This window comes from Enterococcus sp. AZ170 (genome assembly GCF_050545135.1).
GTDB classification, from domain to species: Bacteria; Bacillota; Bacilli; order Lactobacillales; family Enterococcaceae; genus Enterococcus_L; species Enterococcus_L ureilyticus.
Window position 1 is genome coordinate 3,297,350 of record NZ_CP172947.1, and the last position, 26,093, is coordinate 3,323,442.

The 26,093-nt window shown below is 37.5% G+C and carries 26 protein-coding genes and 1 pseudogene; 12 read left to right on the top strand and 15 right to left on the bottom strand.

Going from position 1 to position 26,093, the window contains the following annotated elements; genetic code table 11:
* Positions 1–108: 108 nt before the first annotated feature.
* From IGJ55_RS15780 to IGJ55_RS15810, 7 genes are all read right to left on the bottom strand, one after another.
* Complete coding sequence (locus IGJ55_RS15780) at positions 109–912, bottom strand: gluconate 5-dehydrogenase (protein ID WP_430606843.1); 804 nt, start codon at positions 910–912, stop codon at positions 109–111.
* Between the two features lie 15 nt (positions 913–927).
* Positions 928–1,770, bottom strand: a complete 843-nt coding sequence (kduI, locus tag IGJ55_RS15785; protein WP_069640387.1) for a 5-dehydro-4-deoxy-D-glucuronate isomerase — start codon at positions 1,768–1,770, stop codon at positions 928–930.
* A 12-nt stretch (positions 1,771–1,782) separates the two neighbouring features.
* Positions 1,783–2,790 carry a sugar kinase gene (locus IGJ55_RS15790; RefSeq protein ID WP_069640388.1) on the bottom strand — a complete coding sequence of 336 codons (1,008 nt, stop codon included), beginning with the start codon at positions 2,788–2,790 and terminating at the stop codon, positions 1,783–1,785.
* A gap of 4 nt (positions 2,791–2,794) precedes the next feature.
* Positions 2,795–3,439 carry a bifunctional 4-hydroxy-2-oxoglutarate aldolase/2-dehydro-3-deoxy-phosphogluconate aldolase gene (locus tag IGJ55_RS15795; protein WP_069640389.1) on the bottom strand — a complete coding sequence of 215 codons (645 nt, stop codon included), beginning with the start codon at positions 3,437–3,439 and terminating at the stop codon, positions 2,795–2,797.
* A gap of 24 nt (positions 3,440–3,463) precedes the next feature.
* Positions 3,464–4,264, bottom strand: a complete 801-nt coding sequence (locus IGJ55_RS15800) for a PTS system mannose/fructose/sorbose family transporter subunit IID (protein WP_204638607.1) — start codon at positions 4,262–4,264, stop codon at positions 3,464–3,466.
* A complete protein-coding gene (locus IGJ55_RS15805) occupies positions 4,257–5,048 on the bottom strand; it encodes a PTS mannose/fructose/sorbose/N-acetylgalactosamine transporter subunit IIC (RefSeq protein ID WP_069640391.1) in 792 nt (263 codons plus the stop codon). The genes IGJ55_RS15800 and IGJ55_RS15805 overlap by 8 nt, the downstream gene beginning before the upstream one ends.
* 90 nt (positions 5,049–5,138) lie before the next feature.
* Positions 5,139–6,104: a PTS mannose/fructose/sorbose transporter subunit IIAB gene (locus tag IGJ55_RS15810; protein ID WP_429948332.1), complete on the bottom strand. Its 966-nt coding sequence runs from the start codon at positions 6,102–6,104 to the stop codon at positions 5,139–5,141.
* Positions 6,105–6,299: 195 nt separating this feature from the next.
* On the opposite strand from IGJ55_RS15810, the gene IGJ55_RS15815 reads away from it, so the two are divergent.
* Entirely contained in the window at positions 6,300–7,007 is a 708-nt protein-coding gene (locus IGJ55_RS15815) for a GntR family transcriptional regulator (protein WP_207120502.1), read from the top strand.
* Positions 7,008–7,040: 33 nt separating this feature from the next.
* Here IGJ55_RS15815 and IGJ55_RS15820 read toward each other — a convergent pair whose 3' ends face one another.
* From IGJ55_RS15820 to IGJ55_RS15835, 4 genes are all read right to left on the bottom strand, one after another.
* Positions 7,041–8,819, bottom strand: a complete 1,779-nt coding sequence (locus IGJ55_RS15820; RefSeq protein WP_429948331.1) for a glycoside hydrolase family 35 protein — start codon at positions 8,817–8,819, stop codon at positions 7,041–7,043.
* 12 nt (positions 8,820–8,831) lie between these two features.
* Entirely contained in the window at positions 8,832–9,995 is a 1,164-nt protein-coding gene (locus tag IGJ55_RS15825) for a glycoside hydrolase family 88 protein (RefSeq protein ID WP_430606844.1), read from the bottom strand.
* A 138-nt stretch (positions 9,996–10,133) separates the two neighbouring features.
* The gene (locus IGJ55_RS15830; protein ID WP_430606846.1) at positions 10,134–10,961 is read right to left on the bottom strand and encodes a hypothetical protein; all 828 of its coding nucleotides are present in this window, start codon (positions 10,959–10,961) and stop codon (positions 10,134–10,136) included.
* Between the two features lies 1 nt (position 10,962).
* Positions 10,963–12,702, bottom strand: coding sequence for a DUF2264 domain-containing protein (locus IGJ55_RS15835; protein ID WP_430606847.1), 1,740 nt, complete (start codon positions 12,700–12,702; stop codon positions 10,963–10,965).
* A gap of 391 nt (positions 12,703–13,093) precedes the next feature.
* On the opposite strand from IGJ55_RS15835, the gene IGJ55_RS15840 reads away from it, so the two are divergent.
* The 4 genes from IGJ55_RS15840 (at position 13,094) to IGJ55_RS15855 (ending at position 17,010) form a co-directional block, all read left to right on the top strand.
* A complete protein-coding gene (locus IGJ55_RS15840; protein ID WP_429948324.1) occupies positions 13,094–13,894 on the top strand; it encodes a hypothetical protein in 801 nt (266 codons plus the stop codon).
* Positions 13,895–14,205: 311 nt separating this feature from the next.
* Positions 14,206–15,666, top strand: a complete 1,461-nt coding sequence (locus IGJ55_RS15845; protein ID WP_429948322.1) for a DUF4822 domain-containing protein — start codon at positions 14,206–14,208, stop codon at positions 15,664–15,666.
* 86 nt (positions 15,667–15,752) lie between these two features.
* Positions 15,753–16,751 (top strand): WxL protein host-binding domain-containing protein, encoded by a 999-nt coding sequence (locus IGJ55_RS15850; RefSeq protein ID WP_069640399.1) that lies wholly within the window; start codon positions 15,753–15,755, stop codon positions 16,749–16,751.
* Positions 16,726–17,010 carry an LPXTG cell wall anchor domain-containing protein gene (locus IGJ55_RS15855; RefSeq protein ID WP_069640400.1) on the top strand — a complete coding sequence of 95 codons (285 nt, stop codon included), beginning with the start codon at positions 16,726–16,728 and terminating at the stop codon, positions 17,008–17,010. The genes IGJ55_RS15850 and IGJ55_RS15855 overlap by 26 nt, the downstream gene beginning before the upstream one ends.
* A 212-nt stretch (positions 17,011–17,222) precedes the next feature.
* Here the strand turns inward: IGJ55_RS15855 and IGJ55_RS15860 are convergent, their stop codons facing one another.
* From IGJ55_RS15860 to IGJ55_RS15870, 3 genes are read right to left on the bottom strand one after another with little or no spacing between them, the layout of a single operon-like run.
* Positions 17,223–17,789 (bottom strand): NADPH-dependent FMN reductase, encoded by a 567-nt coding sequence (locus IGJ55_RS15860; RefSeq protein ID WP_207120467.1) that lies wholly within the window; start codon positions 17,787–17,789, stop codon positions 17,223–17,225.
* A gap of 11 nt (positions 17,790–17,800) precedes the next feature.
* The gene (locus tag IGJ55_RS15865; RefSeq protein WP_429948316.1) at positions 17,801–18,880 is read right to left on the bottom strand and encodes an LLM class flavin-dependent oxidoreductase; all 1,080 of its coding nucleotides are present in this window, start codon (positions 18,878–18,880) and stop codon (positions 17,801–17,803) included.
* 25 nt (positions 18,881–18,905) lie between these two features.
* Positions 18,906–19,340, bottom strand: a complete 435-nt coding sequence (locus IGJ55_RS15870; RefSeq protein ID WP_429948314.1) for a MarR family winged helix-turn-helix transcriptional regulator — start codon at positions 19,338–19,340, stop codon at positions 18,906–18,908.
* A gap of 222 nt (positions 19,341–19,562) precedes the next feature.
* Here IGJ55_RS15870 and IGJ55_RS15875 point away from each other — a divergent pair, with 222 nt between their 5' ends.
* From IGJ55_RS15875 to IGJ55_RS15905, 7 genes and pseudogenes are all read left to right on the top strand, one after another.
* On the top strand, positions 19,563–20,546 hold the full coding sequence (locus IGJ55_RS15875) for a tRNA dihydrouridine synthase (protein WP_430606849.1): 984 nt from the start codon (positions 19,563–19,565) through the stop codon (positions 20,544–20,546).
* 285 nt (positions 20,547–20,831) lie between these two features.
* Positions 20,832–21,134, top strand: a pseudogene (locus IGJ55_RS15880) (WXG100 family type VII secretion target).
* A 74-nt stretch (positions 21,135–21,208) separates the two neighbouring features.
* The gene (locus tag IGJ55_RS15885) at positions 21,209–21,739 is read left to right on the top strand and encodes a hypothetical protein (RefSeq protein ID WP_430606850.1); all 531 of its coding nucleotides are present in this window, start codon (positions 21,209–21,211) and stop codon (positions 21,737–21,739) included.
* Between the two features lie 105 nt (positions 21,740–21,844).
* Positions 21,845–22,375 (top strand): hypothetical protein, encoded by a 531-nt coding sequence (locus IGJ55_RS15890; protein WP_207120471.1) that lies wholly within the window; start codon positions 21,845–21,847, stop codon positions 22,373–22,375.
* Positions 22,376–22,390: 15 nt separating this feature from the next.
* Complete coding sequence (locus tag IGJ55_RS15895) at positions 22,391–23,698, top strand: hypothetical protein (RefSeq protein ID WP_429948309.1); 1,308 nt, start codon at positions 22,391–22,393, stop codon at positions 23,696–23,698.
* Positions 23,699–23,714: 16 nt separating this feature from the next.
* Entirely contained in the window at positions 23,715–24,053 is a 339-nt protein-coding gene (locus IGJ55_RS15900) for a hypothetical protein (RefSeq protein ID WP_207120472.1), read from the top strand.
* Positions 24,053–24,310, top strand: coding sequence for a hypothetical protein (locus IGJ55_RS15905; RefSeq protein WP_069640409.1), 258 nt, complete (start codon positions 24,053–24,055; stop codon positions 24,308–24,310). Before IGJ55_RS15900 ends, IGJ55_RS15905 begins: the two co-directional genes overlap by 1 nt.
* Positions 24,311–25,383: 1,073 nt before the next feature.
* Here IGJ55_RS15905 and IGJ55_RS15910 read toward each other — a convergent pair.
* Positions 25,384–26,079 (bottom strand): DUF6287 domain-containing protein, encoded by a 696-nt coding sequence (locus IGJ55_RS15910; protein ID WP_430608174.1) that lies wholly within the window; start codon positions 26,077–26,079, stop codon positions 25,384–25,386.
* Positions 26,080–26,093: the final 14 nt, after the last annotated feature.

The following is a 26,093-nucleotide window of genomic DNA, read 5'->3' on the forward strand; positions in this document are numbered from 1 at the left end:
AAAATATTCAGCAACAAAAAACAAGCGTTTACATTATAACTATAATCATGAACCCATAATACAATTCCACTGATTATGGGTCTCTTGTTACTATTATAAGTTCTTTACTTATGGTTGTTTGCCAATATACGATAAAATGCCGCCATCCACATATAAAATATGCCCATTGACAAAGTCAGAAGCACTTGAAGCTAAAAAAACGGCAGGACCTGCTAAATCTACTGGCTCACCCCAACGCGCAGCAGGTGTCCGACCCACGATGAATTGGTCAAAAGGATGGCGCTCACCGTCTGCCTGCACTTCTCTCAATGGTGCTGTTTGTGGCGTCGCAATATAACCTGGACCAATCCCGTTACATTGGATATTGTACTGCCCATATTCAGAAGCAATATTTTTTGTCAGCATTTTTAAGCCACCTTTAGCCGCAGCATAGGCACTGACTGTTTCTCGACCTAATTCACTCATCATTGAACAAATATTGATGATTTTGCCGCCACCTTTTTCGATCATATCTGGAATCACCGCTTTAGCCATAATAAATGGCGCGTTTAGATCCACATCGACTACTTCTCTAAATTCTGCAGCAGACATTTCGATCATCGGGATTCGTTTGATGATTCCCGCGTTATTGACTAAAATGTCGATTGAGCCCACGTCTGTTTTGATTTGTTTGATCGTGGTAGTAACTGCTTTTTCATCGGTTACATCGCATGCGTAACCTTTTGCTTCAATGCCAGCTGCTTGATAAAGGGCTAGTCCTTTGTCCACAGATTCTTGCGACAAATTATTAAATACGATTGTCGCACCAGCCGCTGCTAAAGATTTAGCAATTTCAAACCCAATTCCATGTACCGCTCCTGTCACTAAGGCTACTTTGCCATTTAAGTGAAACATGTCCATATTGAACTCCATTTTACTGCCTCTTTTCTATTTTAATTGATCCATAGGAACCATATCCATATCGGTATAGGTGATATTTTCTCCGCACATTGACCAAATAAAGGTGTAATCTCCTGTTCCCACACCAGAATGAATCGACCAACTTGGCGAAATGATTGCTTGTTCATTGGCTACAACTAAGTGCTTTGTTTCATCTGGTTTGCCCATCATATGGAACACACGAGTCTCTTCATTAGCATAATCAAAATACAGATACGCTTCCATGCGACGTTCATGCGTATGACAAGGCATCGTATTCCAAGAGCTTCCTGGTTCCAATACGGTATAACCCATTTGTAACTGACAGCTTTCACAGACATTTGGGTGAATATATTGGTAGATTCTACGTTTATTTAAAGACAATGCTTCTCCTGTTTCCATCGGTTTGATTTGATCAATGCTAATTTTCACATTTGGGTATTTGTGATGTGCTGGCACACTGTTTACGTAAAATTTAGCTGGGTTTTTGGGATCATCTGACCGAAAAACAACTTGTTTCGTTTCTTTTCCAATATAATACCCATCTTGTTTTTTCATCGGCTCTGTTTCACCATCAATCGTGATCGAACCTGCCCCACCAATATTGATCACACCTAATTCTCTACGTTCTAAGAAATAATCAACCCCTAGTTCTTTTGTCAAAATAATTTCTAAGGGTTCTTCTGTCGGTGTTACGCCTCCGAAAATCATCCGATCATTATGCGTATAAGTCAGACTAATTTCACCTGGTGCAAATACTTTTTCTACTAAAAATTCTCTACGTAATTCTTCCGTCGAATAATGACGGATATCTTCTGGACTATGTGTATATCTATTTTCCATATTTTGCATGATTATGCTCCTTTAACGACTTATTTTTCCTGAACCAACTTCTTTGAACCGTTCGACTTCTTCTTTACTAAATTGATTGCAATCCCCATGTATCGTATGTTTCAATGCCGAAGCAGCCGTAGCAAAGTCTACCATTGCTTGTGGCAGCATTTCCACTAGTAAACCATGTAAGATTCCGCCAGCAAACGCATCTCCTGCACCTACTCGGTCTACGATTGGATCGATGTCATGCATTTTTGATTCGTAATACTTATTTTCTAGCCAAATCGTCCCGATCAATTGATTGGCACTGGCTGAATGGACGGTTCGTTTTGTGCCGTAAAATAGTTGAATATTTGGAAACATTTGCTGCATTTTCCGATAATAAAAAGCTTTATCTACTTTTTGCTTGCTCGTTGCTTCGTCGATCCCCAATAAGTGAATAGCATCTAACTTTCCAGCTGAACAATAATCAACGTAAGGTAAAAGTTGTTGTAATGTTTGCCCCGCTTCCTGCTGACTCCATAATTTGCTGCGATAATTGATATCAAAACTGATATTACAACCCGCTTTCTTGGCTTGTTTCATCAGTTCCAAAGTCATTTTCTGCCATCGTTTTGACAACGCTGGCGTGATCCCAGAGACATGAAAAATGTCAACCTCTCGGAACAATTCAGCTAAATCCCATTCAAGTGTATCCATTTCGGCAAAGCTCGACCCCGCTCGATCGTATAAAACAGACGCTGCTCGTTCACCAATGCCCGTTTCTAAATAATAGGTTCCTAGCCGCTGACCGCCTGTCAGTAGAAAACGTGTATCTATTCTATAACGCCGTAAATGTTTAAAGACTGCATCACCTAGCGCTGTATCTGGAATTTTGCTTGCAAAAATAATATCATGGCCATAATTAGCCAAGGAAATCCCAACATTGGCTTCGCCACCACCATAATGAGCTTGTAAAAGATCACTTTGGACTAAGCGATTTCCTGCTTGAGTAGATAAACGCAACATAATTTCTCCTAAAGTCACGACTTTTCCCATTTACTCATCCCTTAATTTCTTTTAATTTTGCCGCATACTGACTAGCTTTTTCGGAAACTTTTTGAAAATCCCCCACAGCCGCTGGTGCTAGTAAATCTCCGCCAATTCCAACCGCTACAGCTCCTGCCTTAAACCAATCTGCCATATTTTCTAAATTGACACCGCCTGTCGGCATAATACTCGCTTGAGGCATCGGCGCCATAAATGCCGAAATAATAGTTGGTCCATAAGCGCTTCCTGGAAATAATTTCACGATATCCGCACCGCTTTTCAACGCTTCCTGAACTTCGGTGATTGTCATACAGCCTGGCAAGTACGGCACTTGATACAAATTACAGATTTCCGCTGTTTTTGCATTAAAACTTGGACTGACAATATATTCAGCACCCGCCATGATAGCGAAACGTGCAGTGACCTCATCTAAAACAGTACCGGCCCCGATCACAATATCTGATTGATTTTTATATTCCTTCGCTAATTCTCTGATTACTTCTTCTGCTTGTGGTACAGTGAAGGTCAATTCGATCCCAGTCATTCCGCCTTTGATAATTGCCTGACTGGCTTTTACAGCTTCCTCTTTTGTCGCACCACGGACAACCGCAATCACACCCGCTTTCTCTAAACGTGATAAAATATCGACCCGCTTCATCTAATCACCTATTCTCTCGTTTTATTATCCTAAAATCCCAAAAGCGCTTAATGCGATTGAAAGAATCAAAATGATCCAAATCACACGTGTTGAATTTAATTTCTTTTGTCCTAGCATCCAGTAAGTCAACAGAACTAAAAGAATCGGTACCAATGAAGGTAAAATTGCATCTAATGTATCTTGGATAACTAGTTCAACGCCATCTTTTTTGTACACAAACGGTACTGTCGCTTTGATCACAGACGGAATCAAGGCGCCAATTACTGTAACCCCCAAGACTGTTGCTGCATTGGTAAAAGCAGACAATTTATCTTTCAATGTTGTGACTAATTTCACCCCTTGTTTGTAACCTAACGGCAATAATGCTGCTCGACCAAATAACAAGGCAATATTGGCAATGATCCAAATCACACATCCGACAACTGAGCCATTTTGAGCAAGTGTTCCGGCAACTGATCCGAAAATCGTTCCCCAAATAACATGAAATAGTGAATCCCCAACACCAGCAAGTGAACCCATCAATGCTGTTTTTAAGGCCACGATCGTGTCTTTTGCTTTGTAGCCATCTTGTTCCTCAATCGCAACATCGATTCCCATGATCAAATTCCCAAAGATAGCATTAGTATTGAAAAATTGGTTATGCGTCCGCATCATATCTTGAAATTGTTTTTCATCATGGCCGTAGAACTTTTTCAATACAGGTAAAACACCATATAGATAACCAGAGCTCATCATTCGTTCATAGTTCCAATTCAATTGACTTCCTAAAATATAGCGCCAACTGATCGCATTCAACTCTTGCTTTGTTAGTTTTTGATTACTCATCGCCATCAAACCCTCCTTCAAAATTACTTACACTAGCATTTGCCTGAGCTGTTGGTTTGTCACTATCACGTTTAAAGACAAGCATCGCAGCTACCATTCCAATAATCGACACACCTAACATAGGGACTTGTAAATATGCTGCTAAAAAGAAACCTAATAATAAATAAGGAATATATTGTTTCGTCGGTAAATAACGTAGTAAAATACCCACACCCACTACTGGCAATACCCCACCAGCTGTTTTCAATCCTGTCATCAACCATTCCGGCATGTTTTCAGTAATGGTTGTCACAGCGGCATCTCCAACTAATAACATTAATAAAATGGGAATAGCTCGCGATAATCCCCACAAAAATGAACCTGATAAAACCAATCGTGGAATCCGTTTGACCTGCATATTATCGATTGCTTTATCTACACGGTGTAAAAGGAACACATTGCAAAATCGTGCGACAACATCCAATTGGAGCATCAGCAATGATACAGGAACAGCCAACCCAATACCATACTCAGCACCTTTACCTGAAATAACAGCAAACGCTGTTCCTAACACAGCTCCAGTAAAATAATCCGGTACAGAAGCCCCTCCGAAAGCGGCTATCCCTAAGCGCATAAGCTGTAACGTTCCGCCAACCATCAACCCGGTTTTTAAATCCCCCATGATCATTCCAGAGATCATTCCAGCAATCGCTGGTTGTGTCAACGTATTGGAAATAAGTGAATCATTGATTGCAATAAAAGCATAAACTGTAATAAGAATAATTTGATACGCTGCTAAATGCATGAACATTCCTCCTAATTTTAAAAACGTGGTGAGCTCGTCTAGTTCTAACTGAAAAAGCCAATGCTAGCTTTTCTTACAGAACGAACTCACTTAACTTCTCAACTTTTTCATAAAATCGATTGTGGGATCATTGGGAACTAATTGAGCGGTTACATTTACTCCTTTTGAAAAAATCGTTTCAAAAATAGCTTCTTCTTCTTCTAATACTTGAATACTTTTCGTCACTTCACGAGCCCCTTCTTTATAGCTCATATTCCCTACATTTACTGTTTTGATCATGCCCCCTGCTTCAATAAATCGTAAAACATCTGTTGGATTTTTGAATAATAGAAACAGTCTTTGTTTTCCATATTTTCCTGAACGAATATTTTCAGCTGCTTCAGCGACAGGCAAAACAGATAACCGCATAGAGCTTGGTGCAGCCATTCTTAGGGAAGACTTTTGTAATGGATCAGACGAAGCCTCATCATTGGCAACAATGATCCTTTGGGTATCCAAACTAGTCGACCAAATACCTGCAACTTGTCCGTGGATCAATCGCTCATCGATACGTGCATTGACAATATTTGCTTTTCCAGCATACTCACTAAAATTGCTTAGCTCTGTTTCTAGATTGGCAGCTGTAATCTCTTTTTCAGCCTTATCCATTCCAACTTTCACATCTACAATATTTTCTTTAGCCAAACACACAAGCTCTGCTATAGAAACTTGTTGATTCACAACTGCTTCAATCACGATTGAAAGGGTCATACCTGCAATGATCTCAACATCTTCTGTCTCTAAATAATTTTTCACAGCTACATTGCAAGGCGTTCCTCCTAATAAATCTGCAATGATCAGCGTCGATCCATTAAGGGCTTTCATTTTTCGCTTCAACTCATTTTCAAACTGAATATTATCGCCATCAGGTCGTAAAGATACCGTATGAACATGTTCTTGCTGTCCAACGATCATTTCCAGACTGACTTTTACACCTTCCGCCATCCCGCCATGGCTTATCAATACAATGTTTTCCACTTGATTCCCTCCTATAATGCAGGTCCCCCTACTTAACATGTTATGTCTCTTACGAATATACTATAACACATGCTAACTAATCCGTAAACCTAATATCTTAATATATTATCTTTTTTACTTACTCTTTACTTATTGTTTGTATTTACTAACAAGTTACTCTACAAAGGAATTGCTAAAGTAAAATTAACATGTTATGCTTAACTCATTATCCTATGAGAACGGAGGTAATCTATCCTGATTCCAAAGTATGAACAGATCAAACAAGATCTCTTAAGTGAAATAAAAAACCATACCTTCACGCCTGGAGACAAATTCTATTCTGAAGCTGATATCAAGCGCAGATACTCAGTCAGCTCTATTACTGCCGTCAAAGCATTAAATGAATTGACAAGTGCAGGCTATCTTTATCGGATTCAAGGAAAAGGCACGTTCGTCTCTAAATCAAAAGTCTCTCAAAATGTTAAGTTTTCTGATATTGAGCTTCACTCGCTCGACACTGAGAAAGTTCAAGTGATTTCAATAGAAGAAGCAAATGACCCACAAATTTTAAAAGAACTGGGTTTATCTGCCAATGCGACTTATTACAAAATCATACGAGTTCGCTCTTTTGACAAGATTCCTTTTTTGGTCCATATTACCCATTTACCTAAAAAATTAGTCAAAGAACCGATTGCAAAAGATCTCTCTACCTATGCGAGTGTGTATGAGAGAGTTCGCAAAGACTTCGATATCGACCTTTTCTCCTTAGCATCAGTGGAAACCAACGAAATCGTTTTCCCCGATGACCCTGAACTACTGCATTTGCTACAATTGAGTTTTCGCGAACCGGCAGTTAAGCAAATAAAACATTCGTATCTTCCAGATGGAAGCATAGCTGAATACATTGTCAGCTATAAGCACTGGAAATATTTTAAAACGAAAATAGAAGTAGAAGCTGAGTAATATTGACGCTTCTACTTCTATTTTTATTTGTTGTTATTGATAAATTGGTCGATTTGAAAAGACAATTTCTGTGATTTCTTTACCCTCTGTTTCAAAAATAATAATCTCATTCGTCCCATTTTTTAAAAATTCCTTTGGACAATACAATGAATGGACTGGTCCCACATTCCAATAACGACCAAGATTCATACCGTTGACTACAATAACACCCTTGCCATAATTAGAACAATCGATAAACGTATCCCCTACGTATTCTAAGACCATCTCTATCTGGTAAAATGAGGGCTGTAACGGATTGCTTTGAGCTGTAAAGTCGATTGCCTGCAATTGCGTTTCAGATAGCGTCAGCGGATAGTGTTCATAGCCTTGATGAAAATGTATATCCTGCATGATGCCGCCGCGAATCCCTTTTGACTGGGTGGGACTGTTTAGCTTGAAGCCATAATTAACACGCCCTACATTTTCAACCAAAACGTCCAATTGAATTTGAGTTTGCTCCTTAGAGCCATTGACTACCAACTCTTCCCCAAGTGTTGCTTGATACTGGGTTGCTTGATGTTTTCCATCGATATAAATTTGAACTCGATCATTGGCTTCTACGATTTTTAATTTATTTTCATGGAAGTAATTGTTTAGCTTTGCTGAATAGAGCATATAGCCATAACCTTCGCCTGCTTCTTCCATACTTAATGGATACATGGTCTTTTGGGCTTTCATCATTGTATCTTTGATTGCCAATAAGGACACGCTGGCTGTCACAGGATGAATCCCTAAATTTGCGAGTTCTTTTTTACGCGGTTCGGCTTGCCAAACATCTGGGCAAACTTCCTTGATTGCCTTTTGAACGTGATAATATTTATCCGTCGGTTCGCCCCACTCCGTCAACAGTGCATCATAGTCATAGCTCGTAATCTGCGGCAGATCTAACGCACCGCGTGCTGAACAACCATTATAAAAGCCAAAATTGGTGCCGCCATGGAACATATATAAATTGAGCGAACCAACTTCTAACATTTCTTTGACTTCTGTCGCTAAATCCGCTCCGTCCCGTTTAATGATCGGCTCATTCCAGCGATTAAACCAGCCATCCCAGTATTCCATGCACATAATCGGCCATTTCTTTCCATGACGTGTCATAAATTTCTTCATCACTTCCGCATTTTCCTTAGAATGACTACCAAAGTTTCCAGCAACAAAAATACCTTCTTCAATCAACGTTCCTGCATCTAATACTTCTTCCCAAGCTCCATCCGCTGTAAATAAGGGAACCTCCACACCTAACTCTTCCATCAGCTGTTTGGTTTGACGTAGGTACTCTTTTTCCATCCCATAAGAACCATATTCATTTTCGACTTGCATCATGATTACTGGACCACCATGTGTCAATTGCAGTGGGACTAATCTAGGAATCAACACCTTGAAATACTGACGGACTTTCTCCATAAAACGCGGGTCTGTCGAACGAAGACGTATGCCTTTTTCTTTTAATAACCAAGCTGGCAGCCCACCAAATTCCCATTCTGCACATATATAGACTGACGGACGCAAAATCACTAGCAAACCGATTTTTTGTGCTAATTTTACAAAAGCTTCGACATCTTTCAAGCCAGAAAAATCATATTCTCCTTCAATTGACTCGTGTAGATTCCAGGGAATGTATGTCTCAACAGTATTTGCACCTAAAGCTTTCAAATTATATAAACTATCTTCCCATTGATTCGGTGTCATACGAAAGTAATGGATCGCACCACTAATCAATTTGATCGGTTGACCATCTAGTAAAAACTCTTCTTTTATCTCAAACGTTTGCATTGTCATTCCCCTTTACCAATATCTTTGCCACGATGGTTTTGCCAATCGGATCAATGCTTCTAAGTAAAAATAATCGCCCCATAAATTTGGTTCATCGATGCCTTTTCCTTGTGAATGCGCGTAAACACCATGTAGCAACAACCCTTCATTGTCTGATGTATTTTTCGTTGAATACTGTTCACCCAATTGATAGAGCATTCCCTTAGCCATTGCTTTAGCCTGTGGATATGCCTGTAACTTTTCCGCTTCCAACAAACCACAAGCTGCAATCGCTAATGATGAGCTATCCTTGTCAGATGGATGTTGATCATCAAAATCAAAATCCCAATACGGAACCAGATCTTCAGGTAAGTGTTCAATAAAAACATCGACAACAGCCTGATACTTCTCCGGAAAAGGGGTTGAATGAAGATAACTTTCGTTTAATGGAATCCCTAATACAGCCCAGCTTTGTCCTCTTGCCCAAATCGATTCATCGCTATTTCCTTGATGTGTCGCCCCATGACTAGGCATACCTGTTACTGGATCAAAATAGTAAGTATGAAACGTGGTAGCATTTTCCCTGATTACCGTATTCAGTAGCATCTGGTAATGTTTTGTCGCAACGATCGAATAGCGAGGATCACCTGAAAGTTCTGTTGCTTTGAATAAAAGTGGTAAATTGATCAAAGAATCAATGATCAAGCGGTATTCTTTCGGATCACCGTATTTTCCCCATGCTTGGATAAAGTTTCCATGTGCTTGAAAACGGGCCATCAAGACATCAGCGGCTTGTAAAAGTTCCTTTTTACACTGAACACTACCTGTGACCGTAAAACCAGCGCCAGCAGATAAACTATATAGAAAACCGATATCATGATGATCTAACACAAAATGATCATCTAGACGTTTTTGAAAACTTACGATATTTTCCATGGCGCGTTCCGAAAATTTTTCGTTTCCTGTCCATTCATAAGCTAGCCATAACATTCCTGTCCAAAAACCGTTTGTCCAATCATCATTGGGTTTAATGCGATATTTTCCATTTGTTCCACAAGCTGAAGGAAATTGAGTCCCAAATCGTTCCATATTCCGTTCAATTTTAGTAACGCATTCATCGATTCGATCGGCCAACCACAAAGACGTCACATTTTTTCCCAGCTTAACTAACTTTTTTTTATTTTCTTGTAGGTTCATTGTACACCGCTCCTTAACTTGTTAACATATTAACTAAAAACATTATAACTTAAAAAAAAATAAAAAGCGAATCTTCCTAAATATTTCTCCATCAAAAAACCATGATCCTTTATTTGGAGCGAGACCATGGTTAAACGATTATTTATTTTTTCCGAAAACTTCGACTTGTGTCAATGCTGGGAAGGGTGACCGATCATCAGCTTTTTTCATATTTTTGATCGTTAAACAGCTTGTTTCTTTAAAGGGAAATCTAATTTCCTGAAACGTGGTCGCATTTGTTGTTTTCATAACGATTTCTTCACCATCTGAAAACGCTACTGTCACTTCTGTCCAATAACTATCATGAGGATAATCCGCTCGAAGCAATAATCTGATCCAGTCTACTTCTACCTGACGGCCAAATTCAATTGTTAATGCTGCATCTTTTTGTTGATTGATTCCCCACGACGCAAAAGGATACGAACCATGAGAGAGATTCCCATATTTTCCATCAATCGCATTTTTAGCAAAAAAGATTGCATCATCTCTTGTTTCTACATTGGCACTTGCATGAGGAAAGCCGCCAGACTGTTCTTTTTGGTCATGGGCATTACACGAAAGATTCTGATAATTTTCGATCTCAAAGGCATATGCTTTTCGTACCATCAAATAATGCCGCTTAGAATGAAATGCTGTTTCTACAGAGGCTTTTCTAGCTGCTTCAGTTAATGGAATCAGGTATTCCCATGTTCTTTCCGGCAAATAAATCAATGTGGGCGGCAATGTTTCATCAAGCTGGACGATAAAATACTGCTCTTTTCCCTCCGTTGTCACGACAATCCTATCTCCTGCTTTGTAAGGATACTCTTTGATCGCAAGTACAGCCATCTCTTCACCTGTCGCAGTATATGATTGTTGTTCTTTCTCATGATCGATTCGACCAACAATCAGTTGATTTTCTTTATTTTTCAATTCAATTTTTATCATCCTATTTTACTCCTTCTTCACTTTTGACGATTCCTCCGACTAAACAGAGCAAACGATGTTTTCCAGGTGGCAAGCTACTTTTCAAACATGGGAAACTTGATCTTGGGAAAAATAGCGAAGTGTTGGCCTCAGGTCGAATTATCAGCACTTCTTCATAACCTGCAACTGCAACAATTTGGGAAGTTAGATCGCCTGCAGTCACTACTCCAAAATTTTCTCCCGATTTCGCTTGCGGTTTGTTACCTGATACAGGTACACTAAACCCTCCTTCCCGAATATATAAAGGAATTTTTGTATCAATTTCATGTACACGTAGGTGCCACTGACCAAAAGGATAAATCTCTGTCCCAATGGTCACTTGTTCAAAAGGAGACCATTGATAAGAAACATACGTCTCCGTTAACTGATAGCTGATCACTTCTTTTTTTGTGCGAAAATACTGGCCATCACAAGAAACAGCCAGCGTATTATCAAACGCTCCTGCTTCATAATAAACACCAGTTTTGGGTACACTAAAACCAAATTTCGTTGAGTAAACAAATTTACTATACTTCGCTTCTGCATGCGCTTGGCCTTCAACTAGCATTCCTGCTGGATAGCCTAACAAATGATGTCCTGAACACTCATTTAGTAAAAGCATATTTCCTTTTTCCATTAGTTTTTTAGATTCTTTTTTTACTGGTGACGGTTTAGCACTCCAAAAAGGATGATCTGATTTTACTGCTAGCAATAAAAATGTTTTCAATGCCCAATAAGGCGACCCAGGTGCATTATATCCTTCTGCCATTACAAGATTCTCATAATGATAACCAATTGAAAGACGACCATCGAAGGTAAAAATATCATGATTCAGCCAAGTAGCCAAATGTGTAGAGAGCATGGATTTCATCGCTCCCCACGGAATCGCTTCGACATCTGCAAAAACCAACGCCGAAAAAAAAGCGCCTTGCGCAAAACGATAGGTCAAGCTGCGACCATATGGCAATGCTTCGCCATCATCATCAAAATAGTAAATAAAATCATGTGCGAATAATGTAGCTCGTTCAATAAACCGTTGCGACCATTCAGGATCTTCTTCTTTCATAAAGGTGGCGTAAATCAACCCATAATAATGAAATGCAAAAGGAATATAATAATCTCTTTGCGTTTGTTTCCCATCTACATACCAACCTGCGCCAATATACATCGAATCAATCAATTTTAGCTCTTCTTCGAGCGCTTTACGGTCCAATGCCTCACCACAATGAAGCAATGCAGTTCGAATCAGCACCTTAAAAAAAGTCCAATTATTTTTAGGAATTTTTCTTTCCAACGCTTGCTCCATCCAATGGATCACATTTTTCTGCGCTCTTTTCGATAGGTCATCCCAAAAATATTCTTTATGCAATAATAACGTCAGAGACAAAGCGGCAGTTTCAACAATATACTGATCATACTCTTCGATTATTCCCCAATATTGTGGGTCAGTTGGGTCAGTTCCTCTGATTAATTTCTTGATATAAGACTCTTTTAACACATCATCTTTTCGACTGGCCCAAGAAGGCGCAATCCCCCACAACGGTCGAACAAGCGCTTCCATATTTGCACGCTGTTGGTCGTACACTGCACCGCTACTGCCTAAATACAGCCCAGGTGTGTCAGAAGTAAGTAGCGGTTCTCTTAGCGGGGCAACGATTGTTTCCAGTGCAACTTGATAATCATTTTGGCTCAAAAAGTTGTTATCTATGAATTTTTTCACCATTGGAGCCTCCTTCGTCAATTTACAGAACAGAATAACAAGTTACCGAAACTTTTTCAAACCTATTTTTTTAATTTCTAACCCTAAAAATGAACGCATTCTCATAAACACATCATAACTTAATCTATTTTAATCCTAACCAATTCAAGGTTTACCTAACAAAATATGCACGTCATATTATTAACTTACCTTACACAAAATGAAAATACGGTAAGTTCACACGGAATTCCAGTGAGAATAACTCTCATAACAAAAATTTAGTTTTGTCAAACTTAACTCTTCCATCTTAAATTCAAGTGGCCTTTGGTTATAAGACTTATTTCTTTTTTCATGATAAAATCAGAATTGATCATTGCCATACGAAAACGACATCATTTTTCTAAAGGAGCATAACATGGAAATTAAATTAGACGTTCTTATCACTGAAAATAAAACAACCATCCACTTTTCCAATAACCAAGGCAGCCTTGAAATACTTGAGCTACCCGATATCCAATTAGAAACAGCTCATCCAGCGGTCTATTTTTTAATTAAGGACAAAACCGTTGTAGCCATCGGACGATTGGATTGTGCTATTGCTGATAGTAAATTAGATTATAATAAACAGATCATCATTACTCCACCTTGGGATATCGAACTTGACTATTTAGAGCAACTTTTCATCACTGAAGCAACTGAAAATGGTATCCAACTTACTGAAAATATACAACACCCAACAAAAATCCCAACAAATTCTAAAAAAACAGTGGCTAGTTACAAAGAAAATGTCTTATTAGTTTTAACAAAATTTGGCTATCCCTTCAATCAACAGGAAAAAACCAAAAAAGCCAAACCTGCTAAAGCTCGGCATAAATGGACGAAAGAAGTCAGCCAAATAGAATTTTTTATCAATACGAGAGACAGTAAGGCTACTGTACTTTGGCATAAAAGAAACGAAATGTTGCTAAAAGCTGGCGCAACCATGATGCCAACTCCCCCTCTTAACAAAGATGGTTCTTTGGGCTTCTCTGCCAAAATGGGCCAACGAATCAGAGAAGACCACAAAGATAAAGTAAAAAACTTCACTACAACTGAAGATATCCTCTTAAAAAGTGTCAACGAGGTTGGCTTATTTTTATACTTTGGCGGCACAAACAGCTGGTTAGAACTGATCGATGCCGATGGCAAGACACTTAATGAATGGACCGTTGTTTGATCACTATTTTATCCACTAAACGGAACAAGATACAGTGTTCATGACTGAATATTGAATGCGGTATTCCTGAAGTTTTGCTTCAGCTTACGATTTATAGATATTTGCAAATTCTGTTTAGTATTAAAAACTAACTGAACCTAAATAAAAATAGGCTACTTATTTCTAGTATTTTAGAATAGGAGTAGCCTATTTTTAGATTTATAAGAAAATTTATAGTTTGTTTATAGTTTGTTTACTCTACGTTTACTTACTTGAAGTAAGATTAATTAGTATAAATATAGTTATACAATAAAAAATTGGAGGTTTTACAAATGGTTAACAAAGCAACGTTTAAGGGGAGTTATGTTTATGTAGTATTTACAGTATTGTTTACGTTACTCGCTGTAATGAACGGCTCAAAGGCCTTTGCGTCTGAGTTTGAACCAAATAAAGTATTAGGTTCAACGAATTGGGAAGGAACATTCGTTTACGATGCACAAGGAAATGACGTAACCAGTCAAAATAGTAATTTTATCGGACGAGCAAAATATGACGCAAGTACGAATCGCTATGAGTTTTTTGACAAGCAAACCAATGTTTCTAGAGGGGATAAAGGGGTATTCTTCGTTACACCAGACGGTAAAAAAAGAATCTTACTCTCAGAACTTGGTTATCGAGCAGTTGTTGATATGGTCAGATTAGACAAAGATATGTTTACTTATCGTAGAGAAGGTGTGCAAAAGGATGGCTCAAATGGCTTCGTTTTTGTAGAACATGTTCCTTATAGTGGGGAATTAACCTTTACATCCCAACCACCTGTCCGCTCTAAAGAAACCGGTACAATCATCAAAGATCAACCAGGGATAGATATTCTTAGTTCCACTTTTTGGCAAGGAACAAAAGCACTTGATGAGAATGGCAATGATGTTTCTGAATACAATAGAGGGTATCTAGGCTTAGCCCGTTACGATAACAAATCAGGAAGATACGAATTCTTTGATACAGAAGGTAAATCAAGAGGTGATTTCGGTTATTACGATGTTATTCTTGATAATAAAGAAAGAACACATATTTCTGTAGGCAGTAACTATGCCGCAACATTAGAATTAACAGAATTAAACAGCGGGCGATTCACCTATGCTAGAAATGGAAAAGATGCAACAGGTCAAGATATTACGATTACGGTCGAGCATGAACCATACACAGGAGCACTACCTTTAGACTTTACTTTTAACCCAGCTAACGAGTTGATCGTGATGCCTCCAGTTAAAACAGAGGAAGATGCAGAAGGTTCTGCGAAAAGTAATGCGATTGTCGAAGTAGAAAACCTTACCACAGCAGGTACCGTTAAATTTAGTGAAAATGCGGCGACCGAAGCAAGTATTATTTTTGAAAAGCTAAACACAAAAGATAATCCATCTACTTTGAACGAACAAGAAGCTGGAAAAGCCTCAATCAGTGTCCTTGATACACGAAAAGGAACTGGCGAAAAAGATGATTGGACAGTTAAAACAAAGCTAACAGACGGTCCTTTTGGAAATAAAGGCTTTTTACTAAATAAACTAGGTGTTGTTTTAGAACCATCCACACAAGATAACACATTAACACCAAACGCTAAGGTAACAATGACTGATAGTGATGAGCACCAAGCGTTTACAATCGGGTATCAAGAAGGCAACACTGAAAGAAAAACACTAACACTAAATCCTCAATTAGTAATTGGACAAAGTAATCTATTACAATCAGGCGTATACGGTGCCAATATTACTTGGACATTGACACCTAAAGTGTAAGCTTAACAATGAGAGACTGAGGGATAACTCTTTGGGTTAGAACCTTAGTCTCTTATCAAATTTTTTTATAAAGGAGTCTAGAAAAAATGAAAGTAAAAAGTCTATCCTACTATCCACTATTTTTACTAGCCAGTTTATTGCTTCTACTTATGCTCCCAAATACAGCTTTTGCGCAGGAAACAGCTTACTACCTCAAGCCTTTGATTCCAGAAAACCAGATAGAAAACACGGAAGATTACTTTAATATCGCCACATCCTCCTCAATCGACCAAACACTTGAGTTATTGGTTGTGAACGAATCTACTGAGGAAAAAGTAATCACTGTCACTATTTTGGATGGGATGACAACAAAAGATGGCGCAATTAGCTATGCCATAGATCATAAATACGATGAGGACCAACAATATAAGCTCTCACAGATTGCTAAGGTAAAACAACAGGAAATCACAGTTGAAGCGAATAGCACACAACAAATGAGCATCGCTTTGAACGCTGAACTAAAGAACTTTGATGGGACAATCTTAGGTGCAGTGAATGTGAGCGAAAAAGCAACAGAACAGCCAAACGAGGGTTTAAATAATACCTTTGCTTACAATGTTCCCATTAAAATTCGAGTCAATAAAGAAAATGATAAAAGCCAAATGAACTATAAAGGCTTAACATTAGTCAATAAAAAACCTGAACGATTTCTAAATTTGTCCTTCCAAAACCCTATGCCGAATATCATACGAGACCTAACCCTCTCATTTGAAATCTATAAAAAAGGCCAACCCACGAAGGTTCTTTTTAAGAATAGTATGGCAAACATCGAAGTAGCACCAAATAGTCTATTTTCCCCTGAATTGTCTCTGACAAATTCCAAACTAAAAGCTGGAGATTATGTATTAAAAACTAGTGGGAAATCTGAGAAGATCAATGAAGTTTGGGAAAGTGATTTTACGATCTCACGCTCCGATTCACGTAGTCTTGATGAAGGTTTAGAAGTGTTGGCTGAAGACAATAAAATCTGGATCATTATTGCTGGCATTGCCGCTCTACTTATTTTGGGAGGATCAGGGTATGTTTTTTATAAAAGAAAAAAATAGAACCCTAGTAATCTTCTTTCTAGCCTTGACAAGTAGTTTGTTTTATTATCCTAGCATTGCAAATAGTGAAACGATTGTGAGTGAAGTGACTGTCGAAGTATACAGAGAACCTTCAATCTTCAAACAAGCTATACAAAACGTTTTTCCGAAAACAAATGAAGAGCTGAGTGTTTTTCTAACTTGGATCGGCCTATTTCTCATTATAGGATTTATTTTGTTAGTCTATCATTTCAAAAACCAAAAGAATTTAGGTAACTAATGTGGCGGCTGAAATATCATGCAAATATCACACAATTTGAGCCTTATAAGGTTCATCCAAACACTTTTCCCCTAATTCATAAGTACAATCCTCTGCAGAAATGCAATGATGATGTGACCCCCAAAAGTTGTACGTGGAAAATACAATTTTTGGGGGTCACATCACGACTCACGGAGCGATGTCCCAATCCTCACAAACTTAATCCGTACCTTTTAAAAATCATAAGCCGCTTCTTTTTGTTGGATCATGGTTTGATAGGTATCCAATAACAAGAAGAAATCATCTACAAACCGATCCAAACGAAATTCAATATCAGGATTTTTGATCTCTTGGCGGATAATATCCTTGTCCGTGATAAACACATAGTTCGGCACTAAATTAGCCTTCATGTAACTAAGAACTGGGCGAATTTGTTGTTCAGGAATCAAAAAGTGTTTCTCTGATCCAGCCGTAACGATCATTCCCGCCACTTTATTGCGAAATGCATTCACTGGCAACATATCAAATAAATTCTTTAAGGTGCCCGGCATCGATGCTTGAAAAATAGGTGTGCCAATAATCAACCCGTCTGCTTCCATCATCTTTTTCAATGCTTGACCAACCTCACCTTCATATTGAAGATACTCTCGCCCATCAGCAAATGGAAACTGTAAATCAGAAAAATCAATGATTTCTACTTCAGCATCTGCTCGAACTTCTTTTATTTTATTGATCGTATAATTGACAGCCACTCTTGATTTACTACCAAAAGCTGAACCGATTATCGCTACGATTTTCATCTTATTTCCCCCTAGCCTTTCGTATGCTTTTTCACTTCTGGCATCACTTTTGTCGCAATCAATTCAATATTTTTCTTAACAAGATCAAGTGGCACGCCGCCAAAATCGATTTGCGCCATAAAGCGTTGATGGCCGTAAAGTTCATATTGATACAACATCTTCTCGATAATTTCATTGACGCCTCCTACCATTAGCGTATCTCTGGTATCTTGTGATTGAGCAAAATGTTGTTTTGGATAGGTTCCGCCACGAATCGCACCCCAACCAGCATTTAAGAATGGATACATTTCTTTCCGTGCTTGGCTACCAGTTTCAGCAACATAAAACAAACTCGTTGTAGCCAAAGGAAATTCTTTTTCATTATAGCCGGCTTCAGTTAACGACATCCGATAAGCATCCACCGCACGTTTGAAGATCGGTGCTGGTCCTGCGAGTGTTGTCAACATCATTGGAATGCCATCTAATCCAGCTTTGATCGCACTATCTGCCGGTCCTCCTACTGCTCGCCAAACAGGCAACTGTCCACGCAGTGGTTGCGGTAAAATTTCAGCATTTTGTAAAGGAGCGCGGAATGCCCCTTCCCAATTGATTCGTTCATCAGGTGCTGCTTCATTCAATCGTTTTAACAAATGCATTTTTTCTTCAAACAATTCCTCATAATCTTTTAAATCAAACCCTAAAAGTTCATAAACCCCAACACGAGAGCCACGACCTGCCACAATTTCAGCACGACCATTAGAAATCAAATCTAAGGTAGCATACTCTTCATACACTCGGACTGGATCATTGGTACTTAAAACTGTCACTGAACTAGAAATTTTAATATCTTTTGTTTGTGCTGCGATTGCCGATAGAATCACTTGGTTCGCTTGCCCAATAAAATGACTTTGATGGCTTTCACCAACACCAAATACATCGATTCCTGCTTCATCGGCAAATTTTGCCGCTTCAATAATGTCATTGATTCGTTGCTGCTCGCTGATCAGCTGGCCTGTCATTGGATTTTTAACGTGATCTCCTAGTGAATATAACCCGATTTCCATGCCTTTTGACGAATCAATACCAAATGTTTCATTCATTTTTTTGTTCATTTCCCTACACTCCTATTCCATCGTTTTATTCTGTTGACTGTTTCATTAATTTTTGACTGATTTTGGCTAACTGCAAGACTTCTTGTTTCGTTAAATTGTCAAAAGCCGCTGCCTGTTGCTTACTTTGGGCAATAAAGCAACTATCTAGCTGTTTTTGTCCTCTAGCTGTCAAGGATATATATTTTTCTTTCCATTCTTGTTGGCGTGTAATCCAGCCGTCTGCTTCAAACTGCTTGATCATTTGCGAAACACCACCCTTGGAGATAAGTAATTTCTCTCCTAGCTCCTTTTGTGTGATTGGTTGATTTTCTTGAATTTGATGAAGCATATCAAATTTTGAAGCATTTAGATCATATTGTTTTAAAAACTCATTGGACTGCACATTGCTCTTTTGAACGAACTGCAAGATGGACATCCAACAGCTTAATTTTACTTTTTCTGTAAGTGATAGCTTTTCCATTGTCTGAACCTCCTTTTAGTTTAGAACTAAACTGATAACAATAGTATAATATACTTACTAAAAATAAGCAAACTATTTTTACTTTCTAGCTTTAACTTGTATTACGACTAACACTAACCTTAGCTGAAGTACAATTCTTCCCTTTGATTCTTTCTAGTATTATTAGTATAATGAGTATGTTTTTTAGAATATAACCGAAAGCAATAGAGTGGAGATTATAGAATGATGAATAATTTTTGGGCAGAACTACCAAAGCCTTTTTTTATTTTAGCACCAATGGAAGATGTGACTGATGTCGTCTTTCGCCATGTGGTCAAAGAAGCAGGTGCACCAGATGTCTTTTTTACTGAGTTTACAAATTCGGATAGCTATTGCCATCCAGATGGGAAAGAAAGCGTACGTGGACGTTTAGTGTTTACTGAGGATGAACAGCCAATGGTTGCTCATATTTGGGGTGATAAGCCTGAGTTTTTTAGAGAAATGAGTCTTGGACTAGCCGAAATGGGCTTTAAAGGAATCGACATCAATATGGGCTGTCCTGTCCCTAACGTAGCGGGACGTGGAAAAGGGAGCGGTCTGATTCTACGCCCTGAAGTTGCAGCTGAACTGATTGAAGCGGCCAAAGCAGGTGGGATACCCGTTAGTGTCAAAACACGAATTGGGTACGCAGACATCGCTGAAATGGACGCTTGGCTCACACATTTATTGAAACAAGACATTGCCAATCTTTCTGTTCATTTACGGACACGGAATGAAATGAGTAAAGTCGACGCCCATTGGGACTTGATTCCTCAAATCATGAAAATCCGTGATCATATTGCACCGCAAACCTTGATTACGATCAATGGCGATATCCCTGATCGTCAAACAGGTTTAAAGCTAGCCGAGCAATATGGTGTAGATGGGATCATGATCGGTCGCGGGATTTTTAAAAATCCTTATGCGTTTGAACAAGAACCCAAAGGTCATTCGCCGAAAGAGTTGCTTGGATTATTAGAAATGCAGCTTGATTTACAAGATCATTATGCAACAATCGTGCCACGCTCAATTGTTGGTCTGCATCGTTTCTTTAAGATTTATGTAAAAGGCTTCCCTGGTGCCAGTGATTTACGTGTGAAATTGATGGGGACGAAATCGACGGATGAAGTGCGCGAGATTTTAGAGGCGTTTTATAAAGGTTCAGCAAATAGTTTATCTATTGATTAAGCAGATAAACTAGGTAGTGCAACATACTAAGCTTAGAGGATAAACTTATCCATGGATGAGTTTATCCTCTATTTCCCTATTTTTAGACTGCTCCTCCAAGCAATCTAAATCCACACTCTTCCTTCAACTTTTGCTTCGTTCCATTACAAGAATAATAATTGAATCCATCAAAAGGCTTATTTTTCATCATAAATATAGGTCTTTTTAAAATATATTGATAAAAATAAACAACTTATTGTGCTAGACTGAAATTAGAACTTATTTAATAAATAAAGGAGATCACACATGGCTGGAGATCGCATTAAATTATCACCACAGGAACTACGCACATCTGCTACAAAATACACAGATGGTTCACAACAAGTTCAGGACATTCTACAAAAACTACAGTCTGAACAAGACACCATTCAAGGGAATTGGTAAGGTTCAGGATTTGACAGCTTTAACGATCAATTCACTGCCTTAAAACCAAAAGTAAGTGAGTTTGCGGAGTTACTAGATCAAATCAACAAGCAATTAAATGAAGTCGCAACCATTGTGGAAGAAACGGATCAAACTATTTCTTCTGCGATTGGTCGTGGGCTCTAAGAATTTCAGAGAGATCTGGAGCGATTGTCTCCAGATTTTTTGTTTAGTAAGCTAAAAAATTCGGTGGTGAAGAATTGAAAAAGAAATTTGGAATTATATTAGGAATTATTCTACTTATTAGTTTGTTTATAGGAGGGAAAAAATACATGGATAAAAAAGCAGTAGAAAAAAGCTATCAAGATGGGATTGAACTTATCCAAAACTATGTAACAGATTATTTGGTTAAAAATTATGAAGGTATTGAAAAAATCGAGTGGCAAGGCGTAGGGGTAGAATGGCGGAATTCAGATATTTTTGGGTCGTCTATACTTGGAAATTATGTAAATAGTAAAGCTAGAATATTTGTTTCTGAAAAGGACTTTTTTATTATAAGATTTACCCTAACTGAGGAGGCTGAGTATGATGATAATTCAAAAAAATATGTTTTAAAAGATTATATGAACCCTACTAACTTAGATTCAATCATAGAAATGGAGATAGGAAATACCACTAGACAGCTTAAAGAAAAAGATAAGCTAGTTTTTAAGAATATAATGAAAAATAGTTCAGGAAGTCCAAAAGCTCAAGTTATTTACAATACAAAAATTCATGAGTTGACTTACTAGTGGGGGTAGATATTTTATGAGTAACGAAATTACAACAGAAGTTTTAGCTAAAGCGATTGATACAACAAAAAAAACTGTTAAGCTAAAAAATTCGGTGGTGAAGAATTGAAAAAGAAACTTGGAATTTTATTAGGAATTATTCTACTTATTAGTTTGTTTATAGGAGGAAAAAAATATATGGATAAAAAAGCAGTAGAAAAAAGCTATCAAGATGGGATTGAACTTATCCAAAACTATGTAACAGATTATTTGGTCAAAAATTATGAAGGAATTGAAAAAATTGAATGGCAAGGCGTAGGGGTAGAATGGCGGAATTCTCCTACTTTTGGTTCTTCTATTTTAGGAAATTATGTGAATAGTTATGTAAAAGTGTTTGTCTCTAATAAAACATTTGTCACGATTGAATACCGATTAAATGATGAAACTGAATACAATGATGACTTAAAAAAATATGTATTAACTGAGTATCTGAATCCGACTAATATAGATTCAGCATTAGAAATGGAACTACGTAGTACCATTGGAAAAGCGAACACAAAAGATAAGTTAGATTTTGAAAATATAAAAAAATCTTCTAAGGGTAGCTCAAAAGCTGACGTTGTTTACAACATTACAGTTCACGAACTAACTTATTAAGAGAGGTAAAAATTTATGAGTAATGAAATCACAACAGAAGTTTTAGCAAAAGCAATTGATACCACTAAAGAAACGGTTCAGTCTAAAAATATCGATGACCCAATTCGATTGAATGTTGGAAATGAACAACGAGAGTATCAAATCATAAATAAAGTAGCAAGTGATGAAGATAGCCAACTAAATGCAATGGCTATCGCCCCTATCGTCAATGGGAAACCTGACTATAACAATGTAGCTGTTGTGTACGCTGGAACCAATACGCATAAGGAAACAGGAGCCAACGGTTATGTTACTGCAAGTGGCGCTTTGGCAGGAGGGCTTTCAGGGGAATATGAGGGTGCACAAGCTTTTTTAAACGAAACACAAGTTAAAATAGCCAAACATAACGGCTCGATTACTGACGTTGCCGGTTTTAGTCAATCCGGTGGCTACATGATGAAAATGGCCGCGGAACATGGTAAAAAAATGGGTTTTCAAACAACAAGTTTTGATGACTGGGGACGTGATCAATTTGGAACGCTCACAGATGATCAATTGAAATGGCTGAAAAGTAATCCCGAAATGTTGCGACGATATCAAAACGATTCTTGGGCGAATCTTTCAGGACGTGATCATACTTATGGAACTGTGTCACGTATTGAAGGAATAGGATTCAATGGACATAATACCCTGGCTAAATACTTTGATGGAGACACACTAAATTTAGATCGTTTAGCAAAAGATGGTATTTTTGCCCCAGGTATGACAAAAGCGCAAGTAGAACTAGCTGCCAAAAATTGGGCGAAAAAAAATGGGGATAAAAAATTCTGGACGGGAGACGATGCGGAAGCAAAAGCTCGCGTAAAAGAGTATTTAAAACTATATGGAGCTTATAAGATACTTGATCTTTCAGAACTAAAAAAATTGAGAAAAAAACTAAAATCCAGTGGTGGTGGCTTATCAAAGAATGAAGAAATCTATTTAGATAACAGTGAAGCTTTATTGGCTGTAACGACCGCCTCGCAAACAATGAAAGACGGATTAATTGACGTGATCACAATCTATCAAGATGCGATTACAGAGGCAAAAGAAGTTTGGACAGAAGGACTCCAACATGCTCGTTCAATCGGAACAGAACTGAATGACTCTGAAATTATTGATGCGTTGGCTTCAGTTGGAGCAACAGAAGCCAGTATTGTTACAGAACCTACAACCTTTTATGAAGAACAAATAGCGAAAGCAAAACAGCTCGGTGAAAGCTTTGATAGCCTTGCTTCTGAAATTAAAGCGGGGATTGATAAACTTGTTCAAAGCGATAAGGAGTTGTCCAGTCAACTTTTTTAAAGGAAGGAGTATTCAGTTGGATCAACAAGAAGCAATAAAAATAGATTACCTAAAGAAAAAACGTCAATTTGAAGAAAAAGAAGATGATATTCTTTTTCAAAGAGACCAAGGAATACGCGATTTAGAAGAAATTGCAGATAGGACACACTACTATTTAAAAGACTACGTTCCAGATCAAGAATTTATTATACAAGCTGTACATAAGTTAGAGCGGCTGAAAGATGAGGTCTATGAAGCAGCACAACATGACCGAAAACAAATCGAGCAAGAAATAGAAGAATTAGATGAGACCTATTATCGTGAGATTCGGATATTATCTGATCAGGAATTAGCTAAGAAAGAGAGTGATTTTTGATGCTAGACGATGCAACAAAGGAACTTAAAAAAAAGGCACAGAAAGAAGCCATTGCTTCAGCAATTGGTCATTCCATGAATCAAAAAAAACACACTAATCAACAAACAGCGAAACAAAGTGGCGAAACGAAGCTCTCTTCAGTGAAAGAAAATATGGCAAGTGTTTCCGAAAGTATGGGAAATTCTATCAAAGGACAATTCGGAAAAAAAGTAAAAGAGACATTCAAAAAGCAAAGTGAAAATTTAGATAATTTTTAATAACAAACTTCCTCAATAAAGGGACAAGGTAACTACTAAAACAAGAAAGCTGTTGGATTAACAGGTGAGGAAGCAATTGTGGTAGGTGCAGTAGCAGCATGGGCTGTAAACAAATGGGTGATAGATCCTTTATATGACATTAGTAAAAAAGTAGTAGGAAATGCTGTGAAATCTGTTAAGAATTGGGGGGGAAATCTTTTTGCTTAAAAAAAATATATTCTAATAAAAAGCCAATATGAAGCTAATTACTCTATATACTATGATCTAAAAAATAAACGCTTCTTGAAAAGAAAAGAAAGTACCCCGAAAAGTATTTATTTTTTCTCGGTACTATTTATAGTGTTTGTTAGAGGGTTTAAAGAGACAAAAATAGATTACCCGTTTTGGTTAGTACTATTTACGGTTATTTTTTCCGGCATAATTTTAGGTCTTTTATTTTATAAATTTGATCAATTTACTAAGTCTAAGTCGTTAGAAAAGGTAGATAACTCTTATGAAAAAAGAGAAGATTATATTCTATTAGGAAAAGCATTGTTATCAAATCAAAAAAAAGTATTTATTGCTGTATTAATACTTTTTTTATAATAGCGATAACACTTTATTTTAGTACAACAACTAAAAATTTTTTTGGCGTACTAATGTTGTCTTTTATTTTAACTTATTTTATTAATTTTTGTGCTCCAATAGAAAAAATATATATATTTTCTAATTATGTTAAAAAGAATGGTACAAGTGAAAATTTATAAGGAATAAAGACCTAGATAATGAAATTATTACCAATAGGAACAGTTGTACTTTTAGACAATGGAGAACAAGAAATATAATTGAGACAGAATATTCTAAATCAGATCAAAACTACTTCATACAAGAAAATTGGCATCAAAGAGACACTCTAATTCGCTATTTAACTCACTTCGTTCATTCTCTAAAATCAAAAAAACAACAAAGAAACCGAGACAAAAGCTTATTTCCGAAGAATATGCTTTTGTCTCGGTTTCTTTAAAGCTAGCAAAGTACTTACTTATCTAGACCTATAATTATTGACTATATCGTTGATGTTCCATGAAGCTGTCTTAGTCAATTTTATAATAGACATATTCTGCACGAACTGATGTAGCAGTATTTTGAGTACCAACAGCCACAATTTTATCTCTGTCGGCATCTCCCTCTAATATATCACCCATTACACCTTTTGGTAAAAATGAGACGTAAATCACTGCACCAGGAAGGGTACTTCTTAAAGAAATAAAGCCTTGATTTTCTTCAATACTTAGTTGCTGTTCATAAGAAGAAACTTTGTTGCTATTGCCCATATAAGTTATTAATTCGGGTGTCCCATCAGGTGAATTTAGTTTAGGAATATCTAAGTTCAACTCAGTTATTACTGCTGGTTCTGCCTGATTAGAAATGTCTGTAAAATTCATTTTATTATTTTCTACAAAAATTGTATTCCCTAATCCATTTCCCCAAGTTCCATTAAGGCTTGAATAATCTCCCTGTTGAATTTGTGAAAGAGTCATCACTTCGATTACCTCTTCTTGTTCATTTGATTGATCTACTTCTTTTGTATCCTGAGTTGTACTTGATTGCTCAGCGGTCGTTACTTCTGTTGATTCTTCCGTTTCTTTGACGCTAGTGATTAGTTCCGTCGTTTCTTTCGTACTAGATGATGCGCTATCACTATCAGCACTTGATTTCGTCGGTTTATTACATCCTACTAGTCCCCAAAAAAACACTAAACACAACCCACACAAAACAGTTCTTTTCATTTTTTTCACAATAA